The organism is Algoriphagus halophilus, from assembly GCF_041729275.1.
GTDB lineage: Bacteria > Bacteroidota > Bacteroidia > Cytophagales > Cyclobacteriaceae > Algoriphagus > Algoriphagus halophilus_A.
Genome location: NZ_CP146486.1, coordinates 3227513 through 3247960, shown reverse-complemented (window position 1 = coordinate 3247960; position 20448 = coordinate 3227513). Strand labels below are relative to the sequence as shown.

16 protein-coding genes and 2 pseudogenes are annotated in these 20448 nt (G+C 39.0%); 5 read left to right on the top strand and 13 right to left on the bottom strand.

Features of this window, described 5'->3' with window-relative positions; translation table 11 throughout:
• Nucleotides 1-106: 106 nt before the first annotated feature.
• The 4 genes from V8V91_RS17375 to V8V91_RS17360 form a co-directional block, all read right to left on the bottom strand.
• Nucleotides 107-1339 carry a hypothetical protein gene (locus tag V8V91_RS17375; protein WP_373396502.1) on the bottom strand — a complete coding sequence of 411 codons (1233 nt, stop codon included), beginning with the start codon at nucleotides 1337-1339 and terminating at the stop codon, nucleotides 107-109.
• Between the two features lie 190 nt (nucleotides 1340-1529).
• Complete coding sequence (locus V8V91_RS17370; RefSeq protein WP_074226075.1) at nucleotides 1530-2498, bottom strand: MoxR family ATPase; 969 nt, start codon at nucleotides 2496-2498, stop codon at nucleotides 1530-1532.
• Between the two features lie 113 nt (nucleotides 2499-2611).
• Nucleotides 2612-3277 (bottom strand): pseudouridine synthase, encoded by a 666-nt coding sequence (locus V8V91_RS17365; RefSeq protein ID WP_373396501.1) that lies wholly within the window; start codon nucleotides 3275-3277, stop codon nucleotides 2612-2614.
• A complete protein-coding gene (locus tag V8V91_RS17360) occupies nucleotides 3256-3432 on the bottom strand; it encodes a hypothetical protein (protein WP_200800418.1) in 177 nt (58 codons plus the stop codon). Before V8V91_RS17360 ends, V8V91_RS17365 begins: the two co-directional genes overlap by 22 nt.
• A 253-nt stretch (nucleotides 3433-3685) precedes the next feature.
• Between V8V91_RS17360 and tnpA the strand changes: the two genes are divergently transcribed.
• Nucleotides 3686-4159 (top strand): IS200/IS605 family transposase, encoded by a 474-nt coding sequence (gene tnpA, locus V8V91_RS17355; protein ID WP_373396500.1) that lies wholly within the window; start codon nucleotides 3686-3688, stop codon nucleotides 4157-4159.
• Between the two features lie 346 nt (nucleotides 4160-4505).
• The gene (locus tag V8V91_RS17350) at nucleotides 4506-5522 is read left to right on the top strand and encodes an amidohydrolase (protein ID WP_373396499.1); all 1017 of its coding nucleotides are present in this window, start codon (nucleotides 4506-4508) and stop codon (nucleotides 5520-5522) included.
• A gap of 122 nt (nucleotides 5523-5644) precedes the next feature.
• Here the strand turns inward: V8V91_RS17350 and V8V91_RS17345 are convergent, their stop codons facing one another.
• Complete coding sequence (locus V8V91_RS17345; protein ID WP_373396498.1) at nucleotides 5645-6424, bottom strand: NIPSNAP family protein; 780 nt, start codon at nucleotides 6422-6424, stop codon at nucleotides 5645-5647.
• Between the two features lie 207 nt (nucleotides 6425-6631).
• Here V8V91_RS17345 and V8V91_RS17340 point away from each other — a divergent pair, with 207 nt between their 5' ends.
• On the top strand, nucleotides 6632-7162 hold the full coding sequence (locus V8V91_RS17340; RefSeq protein WP_373396496.1) for a transposase: 531 nt from the start codon (nucleotides 6632-6634) through the stop codon (nucleotides 7160-7162).
• 295 nt (nucleotides 7163-7457) lie between these two features.
• Here V8V91_RS17340 and V8V91_RS17335 read toward each other — a convergent pair whose 3' ends face one another.
• From V8V91_RS17335 to V8V91_RS17320, 4 genes and pseudogenes are all read right to left on the bottom strand, one after another.
• Entirely contained in the window at nucleotides 7458-8006 is a 549-nt protein-coding gene (locus V8V91_RS17335) for a hypothetical protein (RefSeq protein WP_373396495.1), read from the bottom strand.
• Nucleotides 8003-8218 carry a hypothetical protein gene (locus V8V91_RS17330; RefSeq protein WP_373396494.1) on the bottom strand — a complete coding sequence of 72 codons (216 nt, stop codon included), beginning with the start codon at nucleotides 8216-8218 and terminating at the stop codon, nucleotides 8003-8005. Before V8V91_RS17330 ends, V8V91_RS17335 begins: the two co-directional genes overlap by 4 nt.
• Before the next feature lie 360 nt (nucleotides 8219-8578).
• Nucleotides 8579-10908, bottom strand: a pseudogene (locus V8V91_RS17325) (M1 family metallopeptidase).
• Between the two features lie 19 nt (nucleotides 10909-10927).
• The gene (locus V8V91_RS17320) at nucleotides 10928-11509 is read right to left on the bottom strand and encodes a HupE/UreJ family protein (protein WP_373396493.1); all 582 of its coding nucleotides are present in this window, start codon (nucleotides 11507-11509) and stop codon (nucleotides 10928-10930) included.
• An 82-nt stretch (nucleotides 11510-11591) separates the two neighbouring features.
• Here V8V91_RS17320 and V8V91_RS17315 point away from each other — a divergent pair, with 82 nt between their 5' ends.
• Both V8V91_RS17315 and V8V91_RS17310 read left to right on the top strand, forming a co-directional pair.
• The gene (locus V8V91_RS17315) at nucleotides 11592-12083 is read left to right on the top strand and encodes a DUF6702 family protein (protein ID WP_074226070.1); all 492 of its coding nucleotides are present in this window, start codon (nucleotides 11592-11594) and stop codon (nucleotides 12081-12083) included.
• Between the two features lie 286 nt (nucleotides 12084-12369).
• Nucleotides 12370-12831 (top strand): annotated as a pseudogene (locus V8V91_RS17310) (CAP domain-containing protein); the annotation flags it as partial.
• Between the two features lie 330 nt (nucleotides 12832-13161).
• Here the strand turns inward: V8V91_RS17310 and V8V91_RS17305 are convergent.
• The 4 genes from V8V91_RS17305 to V8V91_RS17290 all read right to left on the bottom strand — a co-directional run bounded on the left by V8V91_RS17305 (nucleotide 13162) and on the right by V8V91_RS17290 (nucleotide 19973).
• The gene (locus V8V91_RS17305) at nucleotides 13162-15147 is read right to left on the bottom strand and encodes a M1 family metallopeptidase (protein ID WP_373396492.1); all 1986 of its coding nucleotides are present in this window, start codon (nucleotides 15145-15147) and stop codon (nucleotides 13162-13164) included.
• Between the two features lie 202 nt (nucleotides 15148-15349).
• Complete coding sequence (locus V8V91_RS17300) at nucleotides 15350-16870, bottom strand: RagB/SusD family nutrient uptake outer membrane protein (protein ID WP_373396491.1); 1521 nt, start codon at nucleotides 16868-16870, stop codon at nucleotides 15350-15352.
• A gap of 99 nt (nucleotides 16871-16969) precedes the next feature.
• Complete coding sequence (locus V8V91_RS17295) at nucleotides 16970-18322, bottom strand: TonB-dependent receptor domain-containing protein (RefSeq protein WP_373400734.1); 1353 nt, start codon at nucleotides 18320-18322, stop codon at nucleotides 16970-16972.
• 856 nt (nucleotides 18323-19178) lie between these two features.
• Entirely contained in the window at nucleotides 19179-19973 is a 795-nt protein-coding gene (locus V8V91_RS17290; RefSeq protein WP_373396490.1) for a TonB-dependent receptor plug domain-containing protein, read from the bottom strand.
• Nucleotides 19974-20448: the final 475 nt, after the last annotated feature.

The following is a 20448-nucleotide window of genomic DNA, read 5'->3' as shown; positions in this document are numbered from 1 at the left end:
AGATTTATTTTTCATACAGCAAATTGATAGTAACTTGATTCTAGAATTGGGAAGAAAGACACCTTGCAAGTCCTTTCTTCCCTTTTCTAAAAGGTTTGTTTTATTATTAGAAGTCCGCTAATTCACCAGCTACAGAAGCCCAAGTCCAGCTAGCAAATGCTGACTTATCTGCTCCAACTGTATTAGCACCAGCGGCAACTGCAGTTGCAAAATCAACTGTTCCCGCCTTAAATACTGTTTCAAGAGTTACACCATCAGCAAGAGTAGCTTCAAGGTTCATGAATTTTAATGCACCATCTGCGAAAGTGGCTAATGTCTTATCACCACTAAGAGATAAATCTCCCCTACCATCTGTAGTCGCTGGATCAGCAAATCCAAAGAAGTAAAGGTTTTCGAATGTTCCTCTAGCACCATCTCTGAAGTCACCTAGCTCAGCTACATCGTTACCTTTAATAGAACCATTCTTTAATGTATGACCTGCGACAGCAGAACCTTCTGGACCATCGATTTCCAATGTATGATCTGTTTCGCTACCTGCGATTACGATGAAGTTATCCAAAGTACCTGCCCAAGCTTGGTCTGTATCCATACCATCATCACCTGGATTCCAAACCAACGCATTTTTCACGTTAACTGATCCACCGAACCATTCGATCCCGTCATCTTGGTTACCGATAACCTCGATATTTTCGATCACTGTAGCAGATCCTACACCTCCTAAAGTAAGACCATTGATTTCGTTACCTTCTCCGATGTTAGCACCACCGTGACGGATAGAGACATATTTCAAAATACCTGAGTTGTCTTCATCATTAGTACCGCCATATAGACCATTAGTATCTGATGGTGGAATACCTTCAATTTGAATTTCAGTAACATCTCCAGCAAAAGAGCCTTTGGCATTACCAAGGATGATCAATCCACCCCAAAGACCAGATAGATTTGGCTCCAAGTTTGGTGAAGCAATCTCACCTGGCATGATTTCATCAGCAATCGTTGTGAAAATGATAGGAGAAGTTGCAGTTCCCTGCGCATCTATTTTTGCTCCTCTAGCAATGATCAATGCAGTAGCATTGGAACCAGTACCAACCTCACCTTTTACAATTACTCCAGGTTGGATAGTCAATGTATTTCCAGCAGTAACTGAAATTCTACCTCCTAGGACATAAACTTTACCAGTTTCCCAAGTAGTATTGGTGGTAATGTTGGAAGACACCAGTACATTACTAGAATTTTCAGGATCAGTAATTGGTGTAGGCTTGTCATTACCCTCTATACAGCTAGTGAACCCTAACACGGTCACTGCGAATAGGATGAATAGGGAGTTAAACTTTTTCATTGAGTTATTAATTGAATTGTGGTTTTGTTCTCTTTTGATGATACAAAAGTGATTCAATTAATCAGCACAATAGAATTTTTGAATTATGCTTTTTTTAAAAAAATTGACAGAATTTAATATTGAATTAATAATTCTGGCATAAAAAAAGGCTTCCATCGCAGGAAGCCCAAATAAACAGGTTCTAATGTTATTAGAATGTTACCGACTTATTAATCGGGACTTTTTCCATTAATATTTTTACTAGGTCTCTTGTATTAATTCCATCTGCTTCTGCCTCATAATTCAGAATAATTCGGTGATTTAACACATCCTCAGCTATCTCTTTGATATCTTCTGGTAATACATAATCTCTTCCATCCATGTAGGCCACAGCCTTAGCCGCCAAGTTTAAATTGATACTTGCTCTTGGAGACACCCCAAACATGATGTACTTGGCCTCATTGTTCAAACCATATTGATTTGGAAATCTTGTTGCAAATACCAATTCAATAATATAGTGCTCTAAAGGCTCCGCAATTTTCACTGCGTTGATCTGATTTCTAATATCAAATACGTCCTGCTTGGAAAGCATAGGATTCACTTCATTAGTGAAAGACATATTAGCCATCCTTCTCATGACTTCCATTTCGTCCGCTTTACTAGGGTAGTCAATATGGACTTTCATCATAAAACGATCGACCTGTGCTTCCGGAAGTGGATAGGTTCCTTCTTGATCTACAGGGTTTTGAGTAGCAAGTACCAAAAATGGCCGATCCAATTGGAAAGTAGTCTCTCCAATGGTTACTTGTTTCTCCTGCATCGCCTCTAATAAAGCGGATTGAACTTTGGCTGGAGATCTATTCACCTCATCTGCCAAAATCAAATTGGAAAATATGGGACCCTTTTTTACTTCAAAATCACCTGTTTGCTGATTATAGATCATGGTCCCGATCAAATCTGCAGGAAGCAAATCCGGCGTAAACTGAATTCGATTGAAATCTAGGTGTAAGACTTTAGCAAGGGTATTCACGGTCAAAGTTTTTGCCAGTCCTGGCACACCTTCTAATAATATATGTCCATTGGTAAAGAGGCCGATCAACAATCTATTGACCATTCGGTCTTGTCCTACGACCACCTTTTTTACTTCTTCTATTACTGCTTGAATTTTTTCCTGATGCATGGATGAGGATTTTTTACGATGCGATGGGACTAAAATAAGTTAAAAAGTCCCAAAGGACAATCTTAAATCTTAGAAGCGGTAAAGCCTCGTGTAGAAAGGAAATTTAGGATTTTTTAAGACCTTTTCGGCCTTTTTTGGTATTGCCTCGCAGCTTCCTTAAAGCCGGTTAATCCTAGCTTGTGATAGACGGTTTCTTGATCCAGTTCTTGAACCTCCCCCACCTTGAAACCCAAAATATTGATTTTTTCCATAGACTTACGTACCAAACGAAGTGTAGGAAAGCCAACAGCAGCAGTCATTTTTCGGACTTGTCTGTTTTTCCCTTCAATCAAGGTCAATTCTATCCAGGAATCTGGAACGTTCTTTCTGTACCTTATAGGAGGGTCCCGATCTGGCAACTCAGGGGCTTCAGGGAGAAGTTTTGCAATGGCAGGTTTGGTTAAGTAGTCTTTTCGGTCCACGTTTATCCGAACCCCGTTACCCAAGGCTTTCAATGCTTCTGGTGTAGGAATCCCCTCCACTTGGGCTAAATAGGTTCGTTGATGACCAAATCTCGGATTCAATAAGTGATGGTTCAGCCATTTATCATCTGTGATTAATAGCAAACCTTCCGAATCTTTATCCAATCTACCGACAGGATAAACCTCCTTTGGAAAATCAAAAAGAGAGGCTAATGTATGCCCCTCTCCTGAAAATTGGCTCAATACCCCGAAGGGTTTGTATATAATAAAGTAACGTGCCACTATTTTTTTCGGAATTAACTTCCGCAACCTACGCATTCAAAATCAGATCCCTCTGGTTTGATGCCATCTCTTTTCATTTTCAAATTGTGGATCTGATCACGGATTTCCATGTCTGCAAACATGTCTCCGGTGATTTGTGCTTCCAAAGCTTTGATTTGCTCGTTGTAGTCTTGAGTTTGTGCTTCGCTCATAAAAGTTAGATTAAGGGTTGAAGTGATGTTCTAAAATAGCCCCAGATCTTGAAAAGTTCCTGATCCTAGGCTAGGCTTTTTTTTCGTCAAAAATGGTTCCAAAAGAAAATCAGGTCTTTATATCCTTAAAATTAATTTGAACTACCTCAAAAAAAATCAATCGACGGTATTCATTTAACCTCTTAAGTAATTAGTTTTAAAGTTGGATTTCTTATATTTAGAAATATAGATTTTTTCTAATAACACACTTTTTATGAATGACCCAAGTACTTTTTCACAACTATTTATCCAAGTTATTTTCGCCGTTAAAGGCAGAGAAAGCTTAATATTATCAAGTTGGGAGAAACAATTATATAAATATATTACAGGTATTGTGACGAATAAAGGTCAAAAGCTAATTGCAATAAATGGCATGCCCGACCACCTCCACATTTTAATAGGGATGAAGCCATCTTGTCAAATTTCTTCTTTAGTAAGAGAAATTAAAAAGTCTTCTAATAAATGGATTAATGATAATGGTTTTGTGAAAGGAAAATTTAATTGGCAAACAGGTTATGGAGCTTTTTCATATTCCCATTCTACTCTACCACATGTCATCAACTATATTAGAAATCAAAAAGAGCATCATAGGAAGAAATCCTTTAAGGAAGAATACATTACATTTTTACAAAAATTTGAAATTGATTTCAAAGAAGATTATTTGTTCGAATGGGTTGAAACTTCTTGAAAGTATGATCTCGGAGAGATCCAATATTTATAGAAAAGTATCAATTTTTTTATTCGACCCCTATTGGGGTCGCACAAAATTTAAACATTTCATGCTATATATATTCGACCCTTACTGGGTCGAATTTTCTTATTCTGTAAAATGGACATTATCTAAATTGATGCTTTAAGGTTGAAAAGACTTGAATTAAAAATGGATTTATAACTTTGAATTCCAATTAGAATAAATTCATTTAAAGGATGCCTATTAACCAACTGATTACCCTTCGCAAAGAACTACATCAATCACCAGAAATCGCCGGTGAAGAGGGAAATACCGCTTCTAAAATCCTTAGTTTTTCTCTAAAATGGGACCAGATGAAGTAATAGAAAACTTGGGAGGGTTTGGTCTTGCATTTATTTTTAAAGGGAAAACTGCTGGCCCGCGAACGTTATTTCGAGCTGAATTGGATGCACTTCCCATTCAGGAATCTGGAAATCCAAGCTATAAAAGCAAAGTAGAAGGCAAAGCTCATCTGTGTGGTCATGATGGTCATATGGCGATTATCTGCGGATTGGGTGAAAAATTAGCTGCCCAAAGACCTGAAAAAGGTGAATTGGTGTTATTATTCCAACCTGCTGAAGAAACTGGTCAAGGAGCTAGAAGAATTTTGGAGGATCCTAATTTTCAAAGAATCAAACCTGATTTTGCTTTTGCCCTACACAACCTTCCAGGTTTTCCTTTACATCAATTGGTTATTCGAAAAGGTACATTCGCTTCAGGAAGTATCGGCATGACCATCACATTAACTGGAAAAACATCGCATGCAGCTCATCCAGAAGCTGGAATAAATCCTGCCCATGCCATTGCGCAACTCATTCAAATTCTTCCTCAGCTCCCTGAGAAATTAAAGGGATTTGCCTTAGTGACGGTGATTCATGCTGAAATCGGAAGCCTTGCTTTCGGTACCAGTGCAGGAAAGGGAAGTCTAAGTTTAACCATCAGAGCATTTGATCAGGAGGAATTAGACATCTTAATCCAACGAATTGAGGAGAAAGTGAAAAGTATTTCGGAAAGTGAAAAGCTGAAATTTGAGATTTCTTATAGAGAGGAATTTGCTGTATCCCAGAATGATCCAGAAGCAGGAACAATTGCAGAGTCTATCATGAAGGAGCTAGGATTCGATATATACGACAAACCAGAACCATTCCGATGGTCCGAGGATTTTGGATTGTTCAGTCAATCTGGCCCTGCCTACTTATTTGGATTGGGATCTGGAGAAAACTGCCCACAACTCCATGAACCTACCTATGATTTCCCGGATGAACTCATCGAATCCGGAGTAAAACTATTTGAGGCCATTGCCAGAAAGATTAATCAATAAAAAGAGGCTGTTTCAATAATTTAAGATGACACCTTGAACGTCTCGACAATTGTACGGGATCGAAAAGTGAAAATAGAAAATCTTTGAAACAGCCTCGAAAGCCTGCTATTATTAGGAATTGTTTATAAATCAGAATATTCTGTCGGATACAATAATCGGGTATCATTTCGGGAAACCGTGTTTTTGTATTCTTCAATATCTCTCATTTCAACCCATTTTGGATCCACTCCAAATTGCTTCCAATGCTCATTTCTGACATCCATATTCTCATGGGTGGTCATATACATCAAATTCGGCATATTCGCACCAACAATCGTCTCAGCATAGAAAACAGGGCTACAGTTTAATCGGTCGAATATCTCCATCTCTCCTGAATTGAACATCTTCACTTTCTGACGATACAATCTCTCTGTAGGTCCTTCATAACTTCTCAATTCATAAATTCTATCTTTCTTTGAATTGGTTAATTTAGAAGGAGCATACTTTGGATGTTCCGTCATAGCCTTCATGATGGAAGTTTCCATTCTTTTGTAAGGTGGATTATCAAATGCCGCATTGATATAGGCATCACCATCTGAAAGATATTTTTGGTCTTTCAGCAGTTTCCCCTCAAATGCCTCAAACTCACTCAAAGATTTAAAGGGGATAAATACATATACTTTCTGACCCGCATCAGGCTGGGAAGCTATAGGTTTGAAAACTCCAACATTGGATACTCCATGTCTGTGGGCCGCTGGAATAAAGGCATTTTCCAAATAAGCATCCAACATCGCTTCTTGGTCTGCCGATTCGATATGGTAGGTAATTAATTCATAGATATCTCTTTTTTGAGCAAATAGAGAGCTACTCAAAAAAAATGAAAACACGATGCATAGGGTGAAAATGAAATTCTTTCGATTCATGATATGATAGGTTTTGGGTTTTGATTGTTCAAAATAACCTTTTTGAACAAAGAAATTATCCTGTAATTCATTTCCTAAAGGAGATTTTAAGAAAAAGTGAATTTTGGCTGTTCAGGTCCCGATAAGCATCGAGTATATAATCCTGAACTTATATTATAGGATTTTCAATCCTTTTCACCTAAATTCTAAAAGCTTAGTAATTTAATTATGGGATTCGAGTTCAAAATTCGAGATCAAGGAGCTGTTCATTTTCTGACATTTACAGTTCATCAATGGATAGATGTTTTTAGCAGGAAAGACTATTCAGATCTAATCCTGGAAAGTCTCAACTTTTGTCAAAAAGAAAAAGGTCTGGAAATATTTTCATGGGTGATAATGAGCAATCATCTTCATTTGATTGCAAGAGCAAAAAATGAAAATTTATCAGATATTATTAGGGATTTCAAAAAATTCACTTCAAAGAAGATTTTTAGAACTATTCAAGATAACCCTAGAGAAAGCAGAAAATCATGGTTACTATTAGCCTTGAGTTACCAAGGCAATATTTGGTTTTGGGAAGATGGATATCACGGAGAAGAGATATTTACCGTCAGATTTTTTAGTGTAAAAGTAAATTACATTCATCAAAACCCTGTAAGAGCCGGAATTGTGGAGAAGGAAGAGGAGTATTTAAATAGTAGCGCCGGAGATTTTTACGGAATAAGAAAAGGGCCAATTCAATTGACAGATTTTGGATGAAATGGAAGTGTTTGTTGAAGATTATAAATCTTCAGATCTAGCTTCGGGATTACAAATCCCGAAGAGCAGGAGAGCAGGAAAAAGAAAGCGTTGTTCTTCGCTGTTCAGGATTTATAATCCTGAACCTATTTCATAGGATTTTTAATCCGTTTATATGGGACAATTAACGATCAGGCCAGTGTTTTTTAAACTCTTTTAAAAATTAAAAAACTCCGGATCTAGCTTCGAGGTTACATTCCTATAATTATCGGAACTCAAGGAGCATGTAAGCAACCCTGAACTTATATCATAGTTTCTATTTAAAAGAAAAATCATACACCAATCCTAGACTAGCAAAATGGATGTAGGCAAAATTATATACCTGATCCACGTCAGCTCCTCCTTCTATTAGACGATAACCAGCTTTAAGTTGAAGGCCCTTTGTTCCAATTGGATAGTTTATCCCTGCAAAAATATCCTCAGCCCTCCCCTGCGGACCAATTAAAGCATCACCCTTTAACACAAAAGAGAGTTTATCTTTTGGGGAATAATTCAGATTGAAGCTGAGTAAAGGCACAAATCCCAAATCGGTATCCTCAGCCTGCAACTCACCTTGCTCAAGTGCTATTCGAGCGTCTCTAGCCAAAATTGTAGCTCCCAAATCCAAGATCCATTGATTATTGCCCACTAAGCGATATCTATAGCTGGCCCGATAGGTATTAAATTGATAAGAACCATCAATTCCTTCTCCTGAAAATAGTGATCCAGCGAAATTTATTTCCTCAAGTTGTGAATCCTGATACCCAATCTGTAAGGGAGCTGCCGTCAATTCGACTGTATGTTTACCATTAATCAGGTAGCTCATTTCCAGTCTGAAAAAGCAGTAGTTGTAGGCTTGAAATCATCCTGAAGGGAAAATAGTGTCCAGGAATTTGATTCTCCGTTTGGAACCCTAACGTCATTATACTGCGAAAAAGCAGCCCCAGACTCCAAACTGAGCCTAAATTGGGATTTGACCAAATGAGGTAATGCGAGAAATAAGAGTAAAAACAAAATTCGAGCTTGAAGCTTTTCCATTTCCTTTTTTAAGGGTTTTAAAATTTAGAAATCAAATAGTCTCAATACTAAATGCAAAGGTCCCTCCAAAGATTAGAAACCCAGCTTTTCAGGTCCCGATTACTATCCTGGATATAACCCTGAACATATATCATAGGATTTCTAATCCGATTGTATATGACAATTAACAATTAGGTTTGTGATTTTATATCTCTTTAGAAGATTAAAAATCTTCTGAACTAGCTTCGAGGTTGCAAACCTCGAAGAGCGGGATGATAACCTAACTCAAAGAGCTAGATATTCTTTGCGACTCCTTTGCGGCCTTTGCGGTTAAAGAAAAAAGCCGACTCTCGCCGGCTTTTCTTCTATCTCTTCTTATTCTTAATTGTTTTTTGCTCTTTTCATTGGGTTGCTTCCTGTAGAAGTTCCTCTAGCAGCTCCTGAACCTTTGAACAATTCGAAACGCGTAGGTTGGTATTGTCTTGGCCAGTAATTATTGGACTCATCAATATCAGCTGTCTCTCTTAAAGGATCCAAAACGATTTGCTTTACTTCCTTTTTCTTGGCAAAAACTTTTGTCACTTCGGTTTCATTCATTCTCCAGATCTCCGCAGGGATTCGTTCGATTTCAGAAGTTCCATCTGTAAAATGCCACTCTAGGATAATAGGCATCACCAATCCACCTACATTTTTGAAGTTGAGCTCATAGAAATTCATATTTGAATTCAACAACTCTTTTTCTTTTGGAGATAAGCTCGCCATGAAGCTTTGATAAGCTTCCTCTTCAGCAGGAGTAACCGTAAATGGATTGTATGTGGTGTAGAAATCACGTGTCTCTGGATCAGCTTCTATCACAGTTTGAGGAACATCCTTCATGTTGGCAGTTCTAGACACATTGGTCTCATCATACTCAGCTGCTGCTTTGGCATCAGCAGCTTTCTCTGCAGGAGTTCGCTGATCCAATTTAAACCAAGCTACATTTTCAATTGCAATATCCACAGGCTCTGTTCCATAGAACCAACCTCTCCAGAACCAATCCAAATCAACTGCAGAAGCATCTTCCAAAGTTCTGAATAAATCATCAGGAGTAGGATGCTTAAACATCCACCTTCTTGCGTATTCTTTGAAAGCATAATCAAACAACTCACGACCCATTACAGTCTCTCTCAATATATTCAATGCTGTAGCTGGCTTTGCGTAAGCATTTGGACCGAACTGAACGATGTTTTCAGAATTGGTCATGATGGGCTCCAAGGTATTTTTGGGCTTCTCATGTAAGGAACAATCTTATGTGCAGGGCCTCTTCTAGAAGGGAAATTTCTATCCCATTCCTGCTCCGCCATGTATTGCATGAAGGTATTCAAGCCTTCATCCATCCAAGTCCACTGACGCTCATCAGAATTGACAATCATTGGGAAGAAATTGTGACCAACCTCGTGGATAATTACCCCGATCATTCCGTTTTTCACCGCTTCAGAATAGGTGCCATCAGCATCAGGACGACCGTAGTTGAAACAGATCATTGGATATTCCATACCGTTGGCAGCCTCCACAGAGATTGCAGTGGGATAAGGGTAATCAAAAGTATGACTTGAATAAGACTTGATTGTATGGGCAACTACTCTGGTAGAATACTGACCCCAAAGTGGATTTGCTTCTTTGCCATAATAAGACATGGCCATCACATCTTTGCCGCCTTGCTTCACAGCCATTGCGTCCCAGATGAATTTTCTAGAAGAAGTCCAAGCAAAATCCCTCACATTTTCGGCCTTGAATTTCCAGGTTTTCTTTGAAGTAGCTTTCCCTTTCTCTAATTCCGTAGCTTCTTCCTGCGTTCTGATTACCACAGGAGCATCATAAGTTTGCTTCGCTTTGTTCCAACGCTCCAACTCTGTTGATGAAAGCACTTGATTTGGGTTTTGTAAGACTCCCGTCGCACCCACCATATGATCAGCAGGCACAGTGATATTTACTTCATAGTTACCAAAAACCAAAGCAAACTCGCCTCTACCTAAAAATTGCTTGTTTTGCCACCCTTCAAAATCAGAGTAAACAGCCATTCTTGGGAACCATTCAGCCATGGTGTAGAGATAGTTTCCATCCCCTTCAAAATATTCATATCCTGGACGACCAGCAATGTATCCAACTCGATTGGTAATATTGAAGGACCAATCCACTCCAAAGGTAAATGAATCACCAGCCTTCAATGGCGTTGGCAAATCAATTCGCATCATAGTATTGTTCACAGTCACTGGCAATGGATTTCCTTTGGCATCCGTTACTTCCAAAACTTTATATCCAAAGTCCTCATTTGCCCAGATGATGCCTTCAAGAGATCGAAGAGTCATTCTGTTGTTGATGGAACTCTCAGCGACTTTTGGTGTACTGGAATCTGCACCACGTTGGTTCTCCTCCAGCTGAACCCATAAGTAGGTCAATTGATCTGGAGAATTATTGATATAGGTTACTTTTTCTGAACCTTTGATGGATTGGTTTTCATCATCCAGTTCAACATTGATCACATAATTTGCCTGTTGCTGCCAGTACATATGGCCTGGAGCTCCTGAGGCTGTTCTGTAAACATTTGGTGTCCGAAGCATAGGCCCCAACTGCTCAAATCGTTCTGCATGGTTTTGCTCAGATCGTTGTTGTGCAAAAACTCCTGCAACACTCAATAATGCCAAAGAAGCGATTAATCCGATTTTCTTCATATAACTATAAGGTGATTTATTACCAAAATTTCATTTCTAACATTAACATCAGGGATATCCCAAATACAAAGGAAGATACGATCAAGGTCCATTCCTTCCTACTTACACCAACCAATCCCACTAAAATGGAGGTGGCCAGAAGGTAGGCCCCCACGATTACAATTTGTCCTAATTCCAAGCCTAAATTGAAAGCCAATAAGGGTTGCCAAATAGACATCTCTTGCCCTAAGAGATTTCTCAGGTAGTTGGAAAAACCAAGGCCATGAATAAGACCAAAGAATAAAGCAAAAATGTAATTGATGCTTACTCCCTTTCCAGAGGCAGGTTTAGGTCTTATAAGACTGATAAAAGCAGTGATTGCAATGGTCACAGGAATCAAAAACTCAATCAATTCTGTATTGACTTGGATGACTTTGAAAGTGGCCAAAGCAAGTGTAATGGAATGTCCAATCGTAAAGGCGGTCACCAACACGATGATTTTTCTCCAATCCCTTGGAATAAAAACAGCACAGAGTGCTAAGACAAATAAAATATGATCGTAACCTTGTATGTCCAAAATATGTTGAACACCCAGGCGAAAATACAATTGAAAGGAACTCATATAGGATAGAACTACTTCTCATGAAGTAAATTGCGGCAATTATACAGGATTATTCCCATAAAAGACAAAAGACTCTTACCAAATGCATCATCTTTATATATGTCTGATTTCTTGGGGATGGTTGGCATTTTCCCACCCATTCTTCTTAAGTCTCACCGAGATCAGATACAATGAAAACAGCCAAAAATTAGAAATCGCACAAAAAATATTTTGGGATGATCTGGAAATCTCATTAGAGGAATTTCACGATGCTAACATCGATGTTTTAAATCCTGCGGACAAAGATCAGTTCAACAAACAAGTCAATGCATATCTATTAGATCACAATAAAATCTGGGTAGATGGAAAACCGGTTTCTTTGAATATTCTCGGATATGAAGTGGAAGAAGAGGCCATTTGGTTTTATATAGAATCTGCCAGCACTAGCTTTGACCATTCCATCAAAGTCCAAAATTCAATTTTGCTAACTGAGCACGAAGCCCAGCAAAACATTGTGCATGTGTATGTCAAAGGAAACAGTCCTAAAAGTATGCTCTTGAGAAAAGGGCATGAATCTGAAAGCTTGGAGTTTTAAAAAAAATTTTTCGGAATACTATTTTGGCATTTTTTTCGTCAAAAGAGAAGAAGTCAAATTAAACTATTCCCTTGTTTCGCTTTCTTTTCATCATCCTATTTCTTGGTAGCTGTTTCCGATTATCTGCCCAAAATTGGTCGGAAAAAGACTACGAAAAATATTCAGTACAGGAATTCTTTCAATTAGAGGCGATTTATAAGCCCATCGATTTTCAGAACATCGATCGACCTTTATTACATGCAGCCATCTTTTATGTCACCAATGAAATGCGTCAAAAAAGAAGGCTTCCCCTTTTAAACATCTTCCTGCTGCAGAAAAAGTTGCCAAAGACCATGCAGATGACATGGTTTCCTATGATTTTTACTCTCATTATAGCAAAGTGCCTGGCAAAAAGCTGCTAACTGATCGTCTGAAACTGGAAGGGCTAGACCCATATTGCTATGCGGAGAACATCAGCTCAAGCAATGGCCTCCAATATGAATATGGTCGGAAAGTGAACCCTCCAGGTCCAAGTGGTATATTCACCTATGTAACCCGTTCAAAACGAGAAGAAATCGTTCCCCATACCTATATTTCTTTTGCAAGATCAGTATTGATTCTATGGATGAATTCCAGAGGTCATAAAAACAATATCATCAGTACCTGCTATCAATATTTGGGATGTGCAGCAGCATATTACGGAGATGACACCTTCTATGATATGCCCAATTTCATAAGCGTACAATGTTTCAGTAGTGAACAAAAATAAGCACTTCCTAAAATTTCATTTATCCTGAAAAATGCCCGATTGGAGGGGTTTTAGGCCTAAAATCATAAAAAATCATAAAGGGGGAACCTTGTGTAACTAAATCAGTATTTAAGAGTGCGATGACACAGACTTGTCTTGCAGCTCACACGGAGAGTAAGGCTTTTCTTAGTTTAGTTGATACCTATCGTCATTGTCATAAAAGGCTCCAGTGAAAAGGAGCCTTTTCTTTTCTTTGGTATTATTTCATGGGTAATTCCACCACAAGACATGGGCTTGATCCACAATTACTGATTATCCAAAAATCATAATCTTCCTAGCATCCATTCTTTTTCACCTAACCCAGGTATTATCTTCTATGTTTTTATCAGGGAATCTACGATGGGGATCAAGCGTGATTTTCTTGATCTTTCTATCCCCTAAATCCATCTTAGCTTCAAAAGTTCTATCTCCATCAAACCAAACGGTAACTGGCCAAGTAACTTCCATGGTAGTAGCATCGATCATTTTCCCATTTGAAATAGGTTTGATGGCTGGGCCTTCGCTTTCAAATTCCACTTTCAATACGATAGGAGATGGCATTGCTCCATCTTGCCTAATGGTTACGGTTGTTACTTCTCCTTCCGAGCTTACATCCTGAATTGAGCCTTCCACAGTTTCTGTAGTAAATAACCAGTAATACCAAAACCACTCAAGATTTTCTCCTAATTGATGGTTCATAAAAAACATGAAATCCCATGGAGATGGATGCTTATATGCCCAAACAGCAGTGTATTTTCGAATGGCATCGATCACCTTGTCATCACCAACAATTCCTCCCAGCATGGATAACATCAAGGGTGTCTTTCGATAAGTTTGATAGCCATAGCCAGTTCCCGCATAGTTTGCACTCCACATCAAAGGAGCTTCATCCTCATTGCCACTCATCATGCCATAACTTTGACCGTAACCATCCAAATCATATGGTTCTCCTGCGGCATCTGCTGCTGACAATATATTCATATACTGGTTGAACCCTTCATCCATCCAACCATATCGAGTCTCATTGGTTCCCAACATCATCGGCCACCATTGATGGGCTGTTTCATGGTCTGCAGCACCCTGATTCGAGTTGATCACCATGGGGTATTCCATTCCGGCGCTTGGACCATCCTGCAAAGTCAATTGTGGAAAAGGATAAGGTGCCCAAAGCTTGGAGTAAAACTCTAATGCATGGCGGGTTATCTCAGCCGCTTTTTCAAAATATCGAGCTCTTTCAGGAATAAACACCATATGAATAGGAATTGGACCCTTCTCTGGAATCATAGCTCTAGTAGCTTTCCATATAAATCTATCGGAGGTAGCCCAAGCAAAATCATTTACTTTATCAGCTACAAATCTCCAAGTCAGCTGGTCTCCATCCAAGGTGGATTCACCGGGACCTCTTTCCTCTTCTCCAACAATGGTAATTTCCTCATCAGACTCCAGAACTTTTGAAAGTTGCCGGATCGCTTTTGGAGTCAAAACTTCTTCTGGGTTTTGTAAAACGCCGGTCCCAGATACAATCCATCCCGCAGGCACTGTCAAAGACACATCGAATTTTCCAAAATTGTTAAAGAACTCAGCTGGTCCTAAATAATCATTCGTTTCCCACCCTCTTAGATCGTCATATTTAGCCAGTCTAGGAAACCATTGAGTAGGCTGGAATAAGGTACTATCAAACCGCTGGGTCATTCTATGCCCTCTTCCATTTGGACCACCCGGTAATTTTGTATTCCAATCTATTTCCAATTCTGCTGTCATACCCGCTTTAATTGGCTCCTCCAAAGTGATAACAGCTATCGTCCTTGTTAGTCCAGAAACACGAAGCTGAGGAGATTCATTTCTACGAGAAGGAGCAGCATTCAAATCCACCATATCCCCATTTACTTGCAAGCGTGTTACAATCATCCCCTCTGTTTGCTCGGCCGGAGTAGAAAATCCACGAGGTACATCCGCTCTAAATATATTGTGGTCTAATCTTAAAACGATTTGATTTAAATCATCCTTGCTATTGTTGTGAACAAGTATTTTCTCTGAACCAGTGATGGTCTGAGTGGATGGATCCAAACTTGCGTGGATGGTAAAATCTGTCTCTAACTGCCAATAATTTGGGCCTGGAGTCCCAGAAAAGTCTCTTGTACCTTCTGCAAATGCCTTTCGGATGGAATTAGTCATCGGAACATCCTGTCGAATCACTCTTGTCTCGGTCTCAATAGTATTCCGAAGTGGTTTCAGACTATTTTGTTGTGCAAAAGCAGCTGTAGTAGTGAAAAATAAAAATAGGATAAAAGCACGCATGAGGATCTAATTTAGTACTGAGTTGAAAACTTAGTGAAATATCCAATAAATGCCTCAAAGAATGAAGATGTGTGGTATTTCATTTACAGATTTTGACAAAAAACTCAAGAATTGGAAAGAAGAAGGTAAAACTCTTACCTATAAAAATAAAAAATCCGGCCCTGGGGCCGGATTTTAAAACACTTGATTAAACAGGCTTTTATTAATAACCTGGGTTCTGCTGAATAGGAGCAGTATTATTGGTCTGTAATTCAGCCAATGGAATAGGCCAAACAAACAAGTGACTAGAATAATCAATGGAGTGATCCATTGGGATTTCTCTGTCAGTTGTATAGAAATCTATGTTAGTGATGGATCTAGAAGTAGCCTTAGCAGGTACTCCGCTCATTCTTCCTTCACCTGATAATCTATGGATATCAGCCCATCTTCTACCTTCTGCCAAGAATTCGATTCTTCTTTCGTTGAAGATTGCAGTTAATACGCCGTCTTCATTACCAAGACCAACTACAGTATAAGCTGGAACTGAAGCAGGAAGTGCACGGCTTCTCACAGAGTTTAATAAGGTTACTGCTTCAGCCAACTTACCTGTTCTAGCGTTTGCTTCTGCAGCATTCAATACTACTTCAGCAAATCTTAAAATCACATTAGGATCAGTATAGGTTGTTGCATCCTGATATTTGTCAGTGAAAATACCTGTTCCGCTACGGGTAGTTAAAGCAGATCTTCTGGTATCTTCTTCATGCCAAAATTCAGATCTCCAAATAATTGGGCTGATTTTCACCAAACCTCTAGCACCCAAATCAGGGTTACCATACATGGAAGGCAACGCACCGTTTACACCTGGGTTTGCTTCTGCAGAGTTAACAAAAGAGAAGATGTTATCAGAACTGTTACCACCTCTGAATGGAGTAGCAGGATTAGCTGTAACAGCATACATAGAAGTAAGTTTATTGTATTCAGTCAATACACCTGCCCAATCTCCCATATGCAATTTAACTCTTGACTTCAATGCGATTGCAGCACCTTTGTTAGCTCTAAATGCATCACCTTCTGATAATAAGCTTTCTGCAGCATCCAAATCAGCCAATAATTGTGTATAATCTTCACCTACTGTAGTTCTACCTACCGCTTCTCCATCTGGAACTTTGGTTACATCATCGATACCAAAAGTTCTATAAGGAATACCTAATGAAGATGGATCATCAGAATAAGGTCTCGCAAAGTGAACCAACAATTCATGATGCGCCAACGCTCTCAAGAAAAGCATTTCACCTTTGTAGTTATCACCTTGCTCAGAAGTCAAAACTCCGTCTGCAACAGCTATATCCAAATTCTCCAAAATGATATTCAATCTGTTGATCATTCTGTAAAGAGAGATCCACATACCATTGTTGTTGGCAGAGTTAGGGCTATAAGACCCTACATAAGTGATTTCATAGAACAACTGGTCGTTGTACATGTCTTCACCACGCATGTCACCCTGCTCCACGTTGGCTGCTCCAAAAGGATAACCTCTTTGTACAGCGTTGTTGTAATAACCTCGCTGAGCAGATTCATAGACACCTAGTACAGCAGATTCAATTCTAGCGGCAGTAGAAAACGCCTCTGAATCAGGAATCAAGTTGGCCGGAGTCAATTCAGTTACATCACAGGCAGAGGTAAAACCAGCAATTGCTAGGGCTACCAAACCCATTTTGATATTTTTTATTGTGAATTTTTTCATAGTAATTCTTCTTTTTCGGTTTTATAAATTAGAAACCTACGTTCAGGCCAAGAGTGTAAGTACGAATGATTGGAGCCACGTTCCAATCTACACCGAAGCTCAGCTGACCTGAGAACTGGTTAGACTCTGGATCAATCCGGAGTAACCAGTGAAAGTAAATGGATTCTGTACTTGTGCGAAGAATCTAGCATTGGAGATTGCTCCATTGAAAGCAGTTTGAAGAGCAGCAGCTGGAATAGTATAACCTACTACAATGTTTTGGATTTTAACGAAATCACCTTTCTCTACAAATCTTGAGTTCGCAGCAGAATTTTGCCACATGTTTTGGTCCTGACCAGAGTATAATTTTGGTACGTCCGTTACCTGACCACTTTCAGTCCATCTGTTCAAGATGCTTGCATGGTTGTTAGAGAAACCTTGACCCAAAAGACCTCTTACAGATTCATTCATGATGTAGTTACCACCAGAGAATCTTGTAAAGATTTCAGCATCAAAGTTGCCAAACTTGAAGTTGTTTGACCATCCACCTTGCCACTTTGGAAGGGTATTACCTAAATATTCCTGAGTTGGAGCAGATCCTGCAACAGAAACATCGCCTGGATTAGCTGGATCATACGCTTTATAACCCAAAGCACCTGGTACCAAATTGTACTGCACGATATTATCACCAGATACATACATTGGGTTACCATTTGCAGGGTTCACTCCAGCCCACTGATAACCGTACAACTGAGCGATTGGATTACCCTCTTCAGTTCTGTTGTAAGTTCCAGTCAATGGAGAAATCAATTCATTTACTTCATTTTTGATGAAGGTAATGTTGAAATCAGTATCCCAAGAGAAGTTACCTCTGTTGATTACATTCGCATATGCTCTCAATTCCAAACCAGAGTTGGTCATGGAACCGATGTTTTGGCTAATGTTATTTCCTGGTACACCTAGAGAAAGTGCAGTTGGAGCATCTAGGATCAAACCATCAATGTCATTCTTGAAATAATCAGCAGCGATTGTTACACGACCAATGGTCATGTCCAAACCTACGTTGAACTTCTTGGAAGTTTCCCACTGTAGGTTATTGTTCGCAATTGCAGCATAACCGATACCTGCGCCAGCACCACCCAATACTGGGCTATAACCACCATAAGCAGCGAATGTACCGATTTCAGTATTACCTACTTCAGCATAAGAAGCTCTAACTTTGAAATCAGAAATTAATTCAGAGTTGAAAAACGCTTCGTCAGAAACTCTCCATCCCACAGATCCACCGAAGAAAGTACCTCTTTGGTTTTCAATTGCCAAGTCAGAAATACCATCGTTTCTCACAGTAAAAGAGGCAAGATATTTTCCTTTGTATGAGTAGTTGAATCTACCGAAATAAGAATCGAATCCTCTTTCAGCATAGCCACCACCAGAGAACTGGTTGTTATAAGACCAGAAATCAAGTTGTTCAATCTGTAGAAGTTATCAGAAAGGTCAGTTCCTGAAGCAGAGAAATTATAGAATTTAGTAAACTGATATTCTAAACCACCAGTAACGTTCAAGTTATGATCATCTGCAATGACAGTCTGGTAATTCAACGTATTTTGCCAGTTCCAACGGAATGCTGGATTGTATGCCATGAACATAGAACCGTTAGAGCTTCTACCATCACCATGTCTTGGATCCAATGATTGGAAGTCATCATTCATGGTCAAATCAATACCAATTTGAGTTCTAGCAGTCAAACCAGTGATGATGTCAACCTCACCATAAGCATTTCCAATTGCTCTATGAGTACGGCTTCTGTACAAGTTGTTTTGAATGACAAAACCAATGTTTGGAATATTGTTGTCAGGACCAGCTAGGTTCGCACCAAAACCGGTAGTCGCACCGTTTGCCGTTACGTTGAATCCATCAAATGCTGTATTTTCAGCATCGTAAATCGGCACGTTAGGCAAAGAACGTGTTGCATTGTAAATCGCACCAGAAAGAGAGTTTGCACCATTGTTCAAACCAAAAATTTCTGTGAAAGAGTAAGAAAGAGAAGTACCGATTCTTACTGCTTTGGAAATACTGTGATCAATGTTTGCTCTGAAAGAGTATCTGCTCAATTCATTTGGTTTTACTGGAGACTCTTGATCTGTGTAACCCAAAGAGAAGAAATACTTCGTAGCATCAGAACCACCAGCAATAGATAGGTTATGCTGTTGAGTAAATCCTTTTCTGAAAATTAGATCTTGCCAGTCAGTATTAACACCTGGATTTGCCAATGGAGATTGGTTGGCATTCGTTCTTTTCTCATTGGCAATCGTTACCCACTCATCACCAGTCAACAAGTCGAATCGATCCACTTCCTCATTGAAACCCATGGAAGTGTTGTAAGACACTTTTGCTTTCCGGAAGCACCTCTTTTGGTTGTAATCAAGATGACACCATTTGCAGCTCTAGAACCGTAAATCGCAGAAGCAGAACCATCCTTCAATACTTCGAAAGAAGCAATATCTGCTGGGTTAATGTTTGCCAATGGGTTGGCAGCATTTACAGAAGATCTGTCGCTGCTTACAACTGGCACACCATCGATTACGATCAATGGACTTGCACTGGAAGAAATAGAGTTGATACCACGGATTCTGATAATCGGTGCAGCACCTAAAATACCAGATGGAGTAGTGATTTGTACACCTGGAGCTCTACCAGCCAATTGAGATTCAAAAGATGGAGATACCAAGTTTTCAATGGACTTGCTATCAATGGAAGTTACCGAACCGGTAATTTCTCTTCTTTCCTGAGTACCGTAACCTACTACTACTACCTCATTCAAAGTTTTCACATCCACATCCATCACCACGTTGATGACGCTGCTGGATCCAATAGGCATTTCTTTGGAAAGATATCCTACAAAACTGAAGACCAAAGTGGTTGCTTCACTTGGAACTTGAATAGAATAACTTCCATCCAAATCCGTAATTGTTCCTTGTGTGGTTCCTTTCACCACCACGCTTGCTCCTGGTACTCCTTCTGGCTCTTCAGCCGAAGTTACCCTACCAGTGATTGTTTTGCTTTGCGCCAAAACTGACATGACTGTCAGAAGGGTAAACGCCAAGCCTAATAAAACTTTCTTCATAGGTCGATTATTTAGTTTTTTTAACTATCGTGCGGCGAATATCCTCTGAAAGTTTGAATTGTAAAAAGTTTCAAACAGGCCTCTAAAGGGTTTAGAAGGCAATTATATATGGTTATTTCTAGAAAAATTTATTTTTTATATGGTTCACATGTTTACACATCAATTTTCCAAACAAACCATCTATTCTCTTGGTAAAAGCAGTAATTAAATTCTGAGATTTTTTAAAAAATATCTTTAAATAATCGACTTTAAAAAAATTGATATAGTTCTAAAAATTGTTTAGTTCATAAAACACAAAACAAAATTCTTAGTAAACTAAAAACTAAGCATATTTACCCAATTTAATTCTGAGAACTATCGTTTTCCATTCCAATGAATCGGAATATTATTCTATACAGGAGTTGAAATACAAAATTTAATTAATTACAAACTTTTTTTATAAACGGAACAAAATTTCGGTGTTTTGGATAAACAA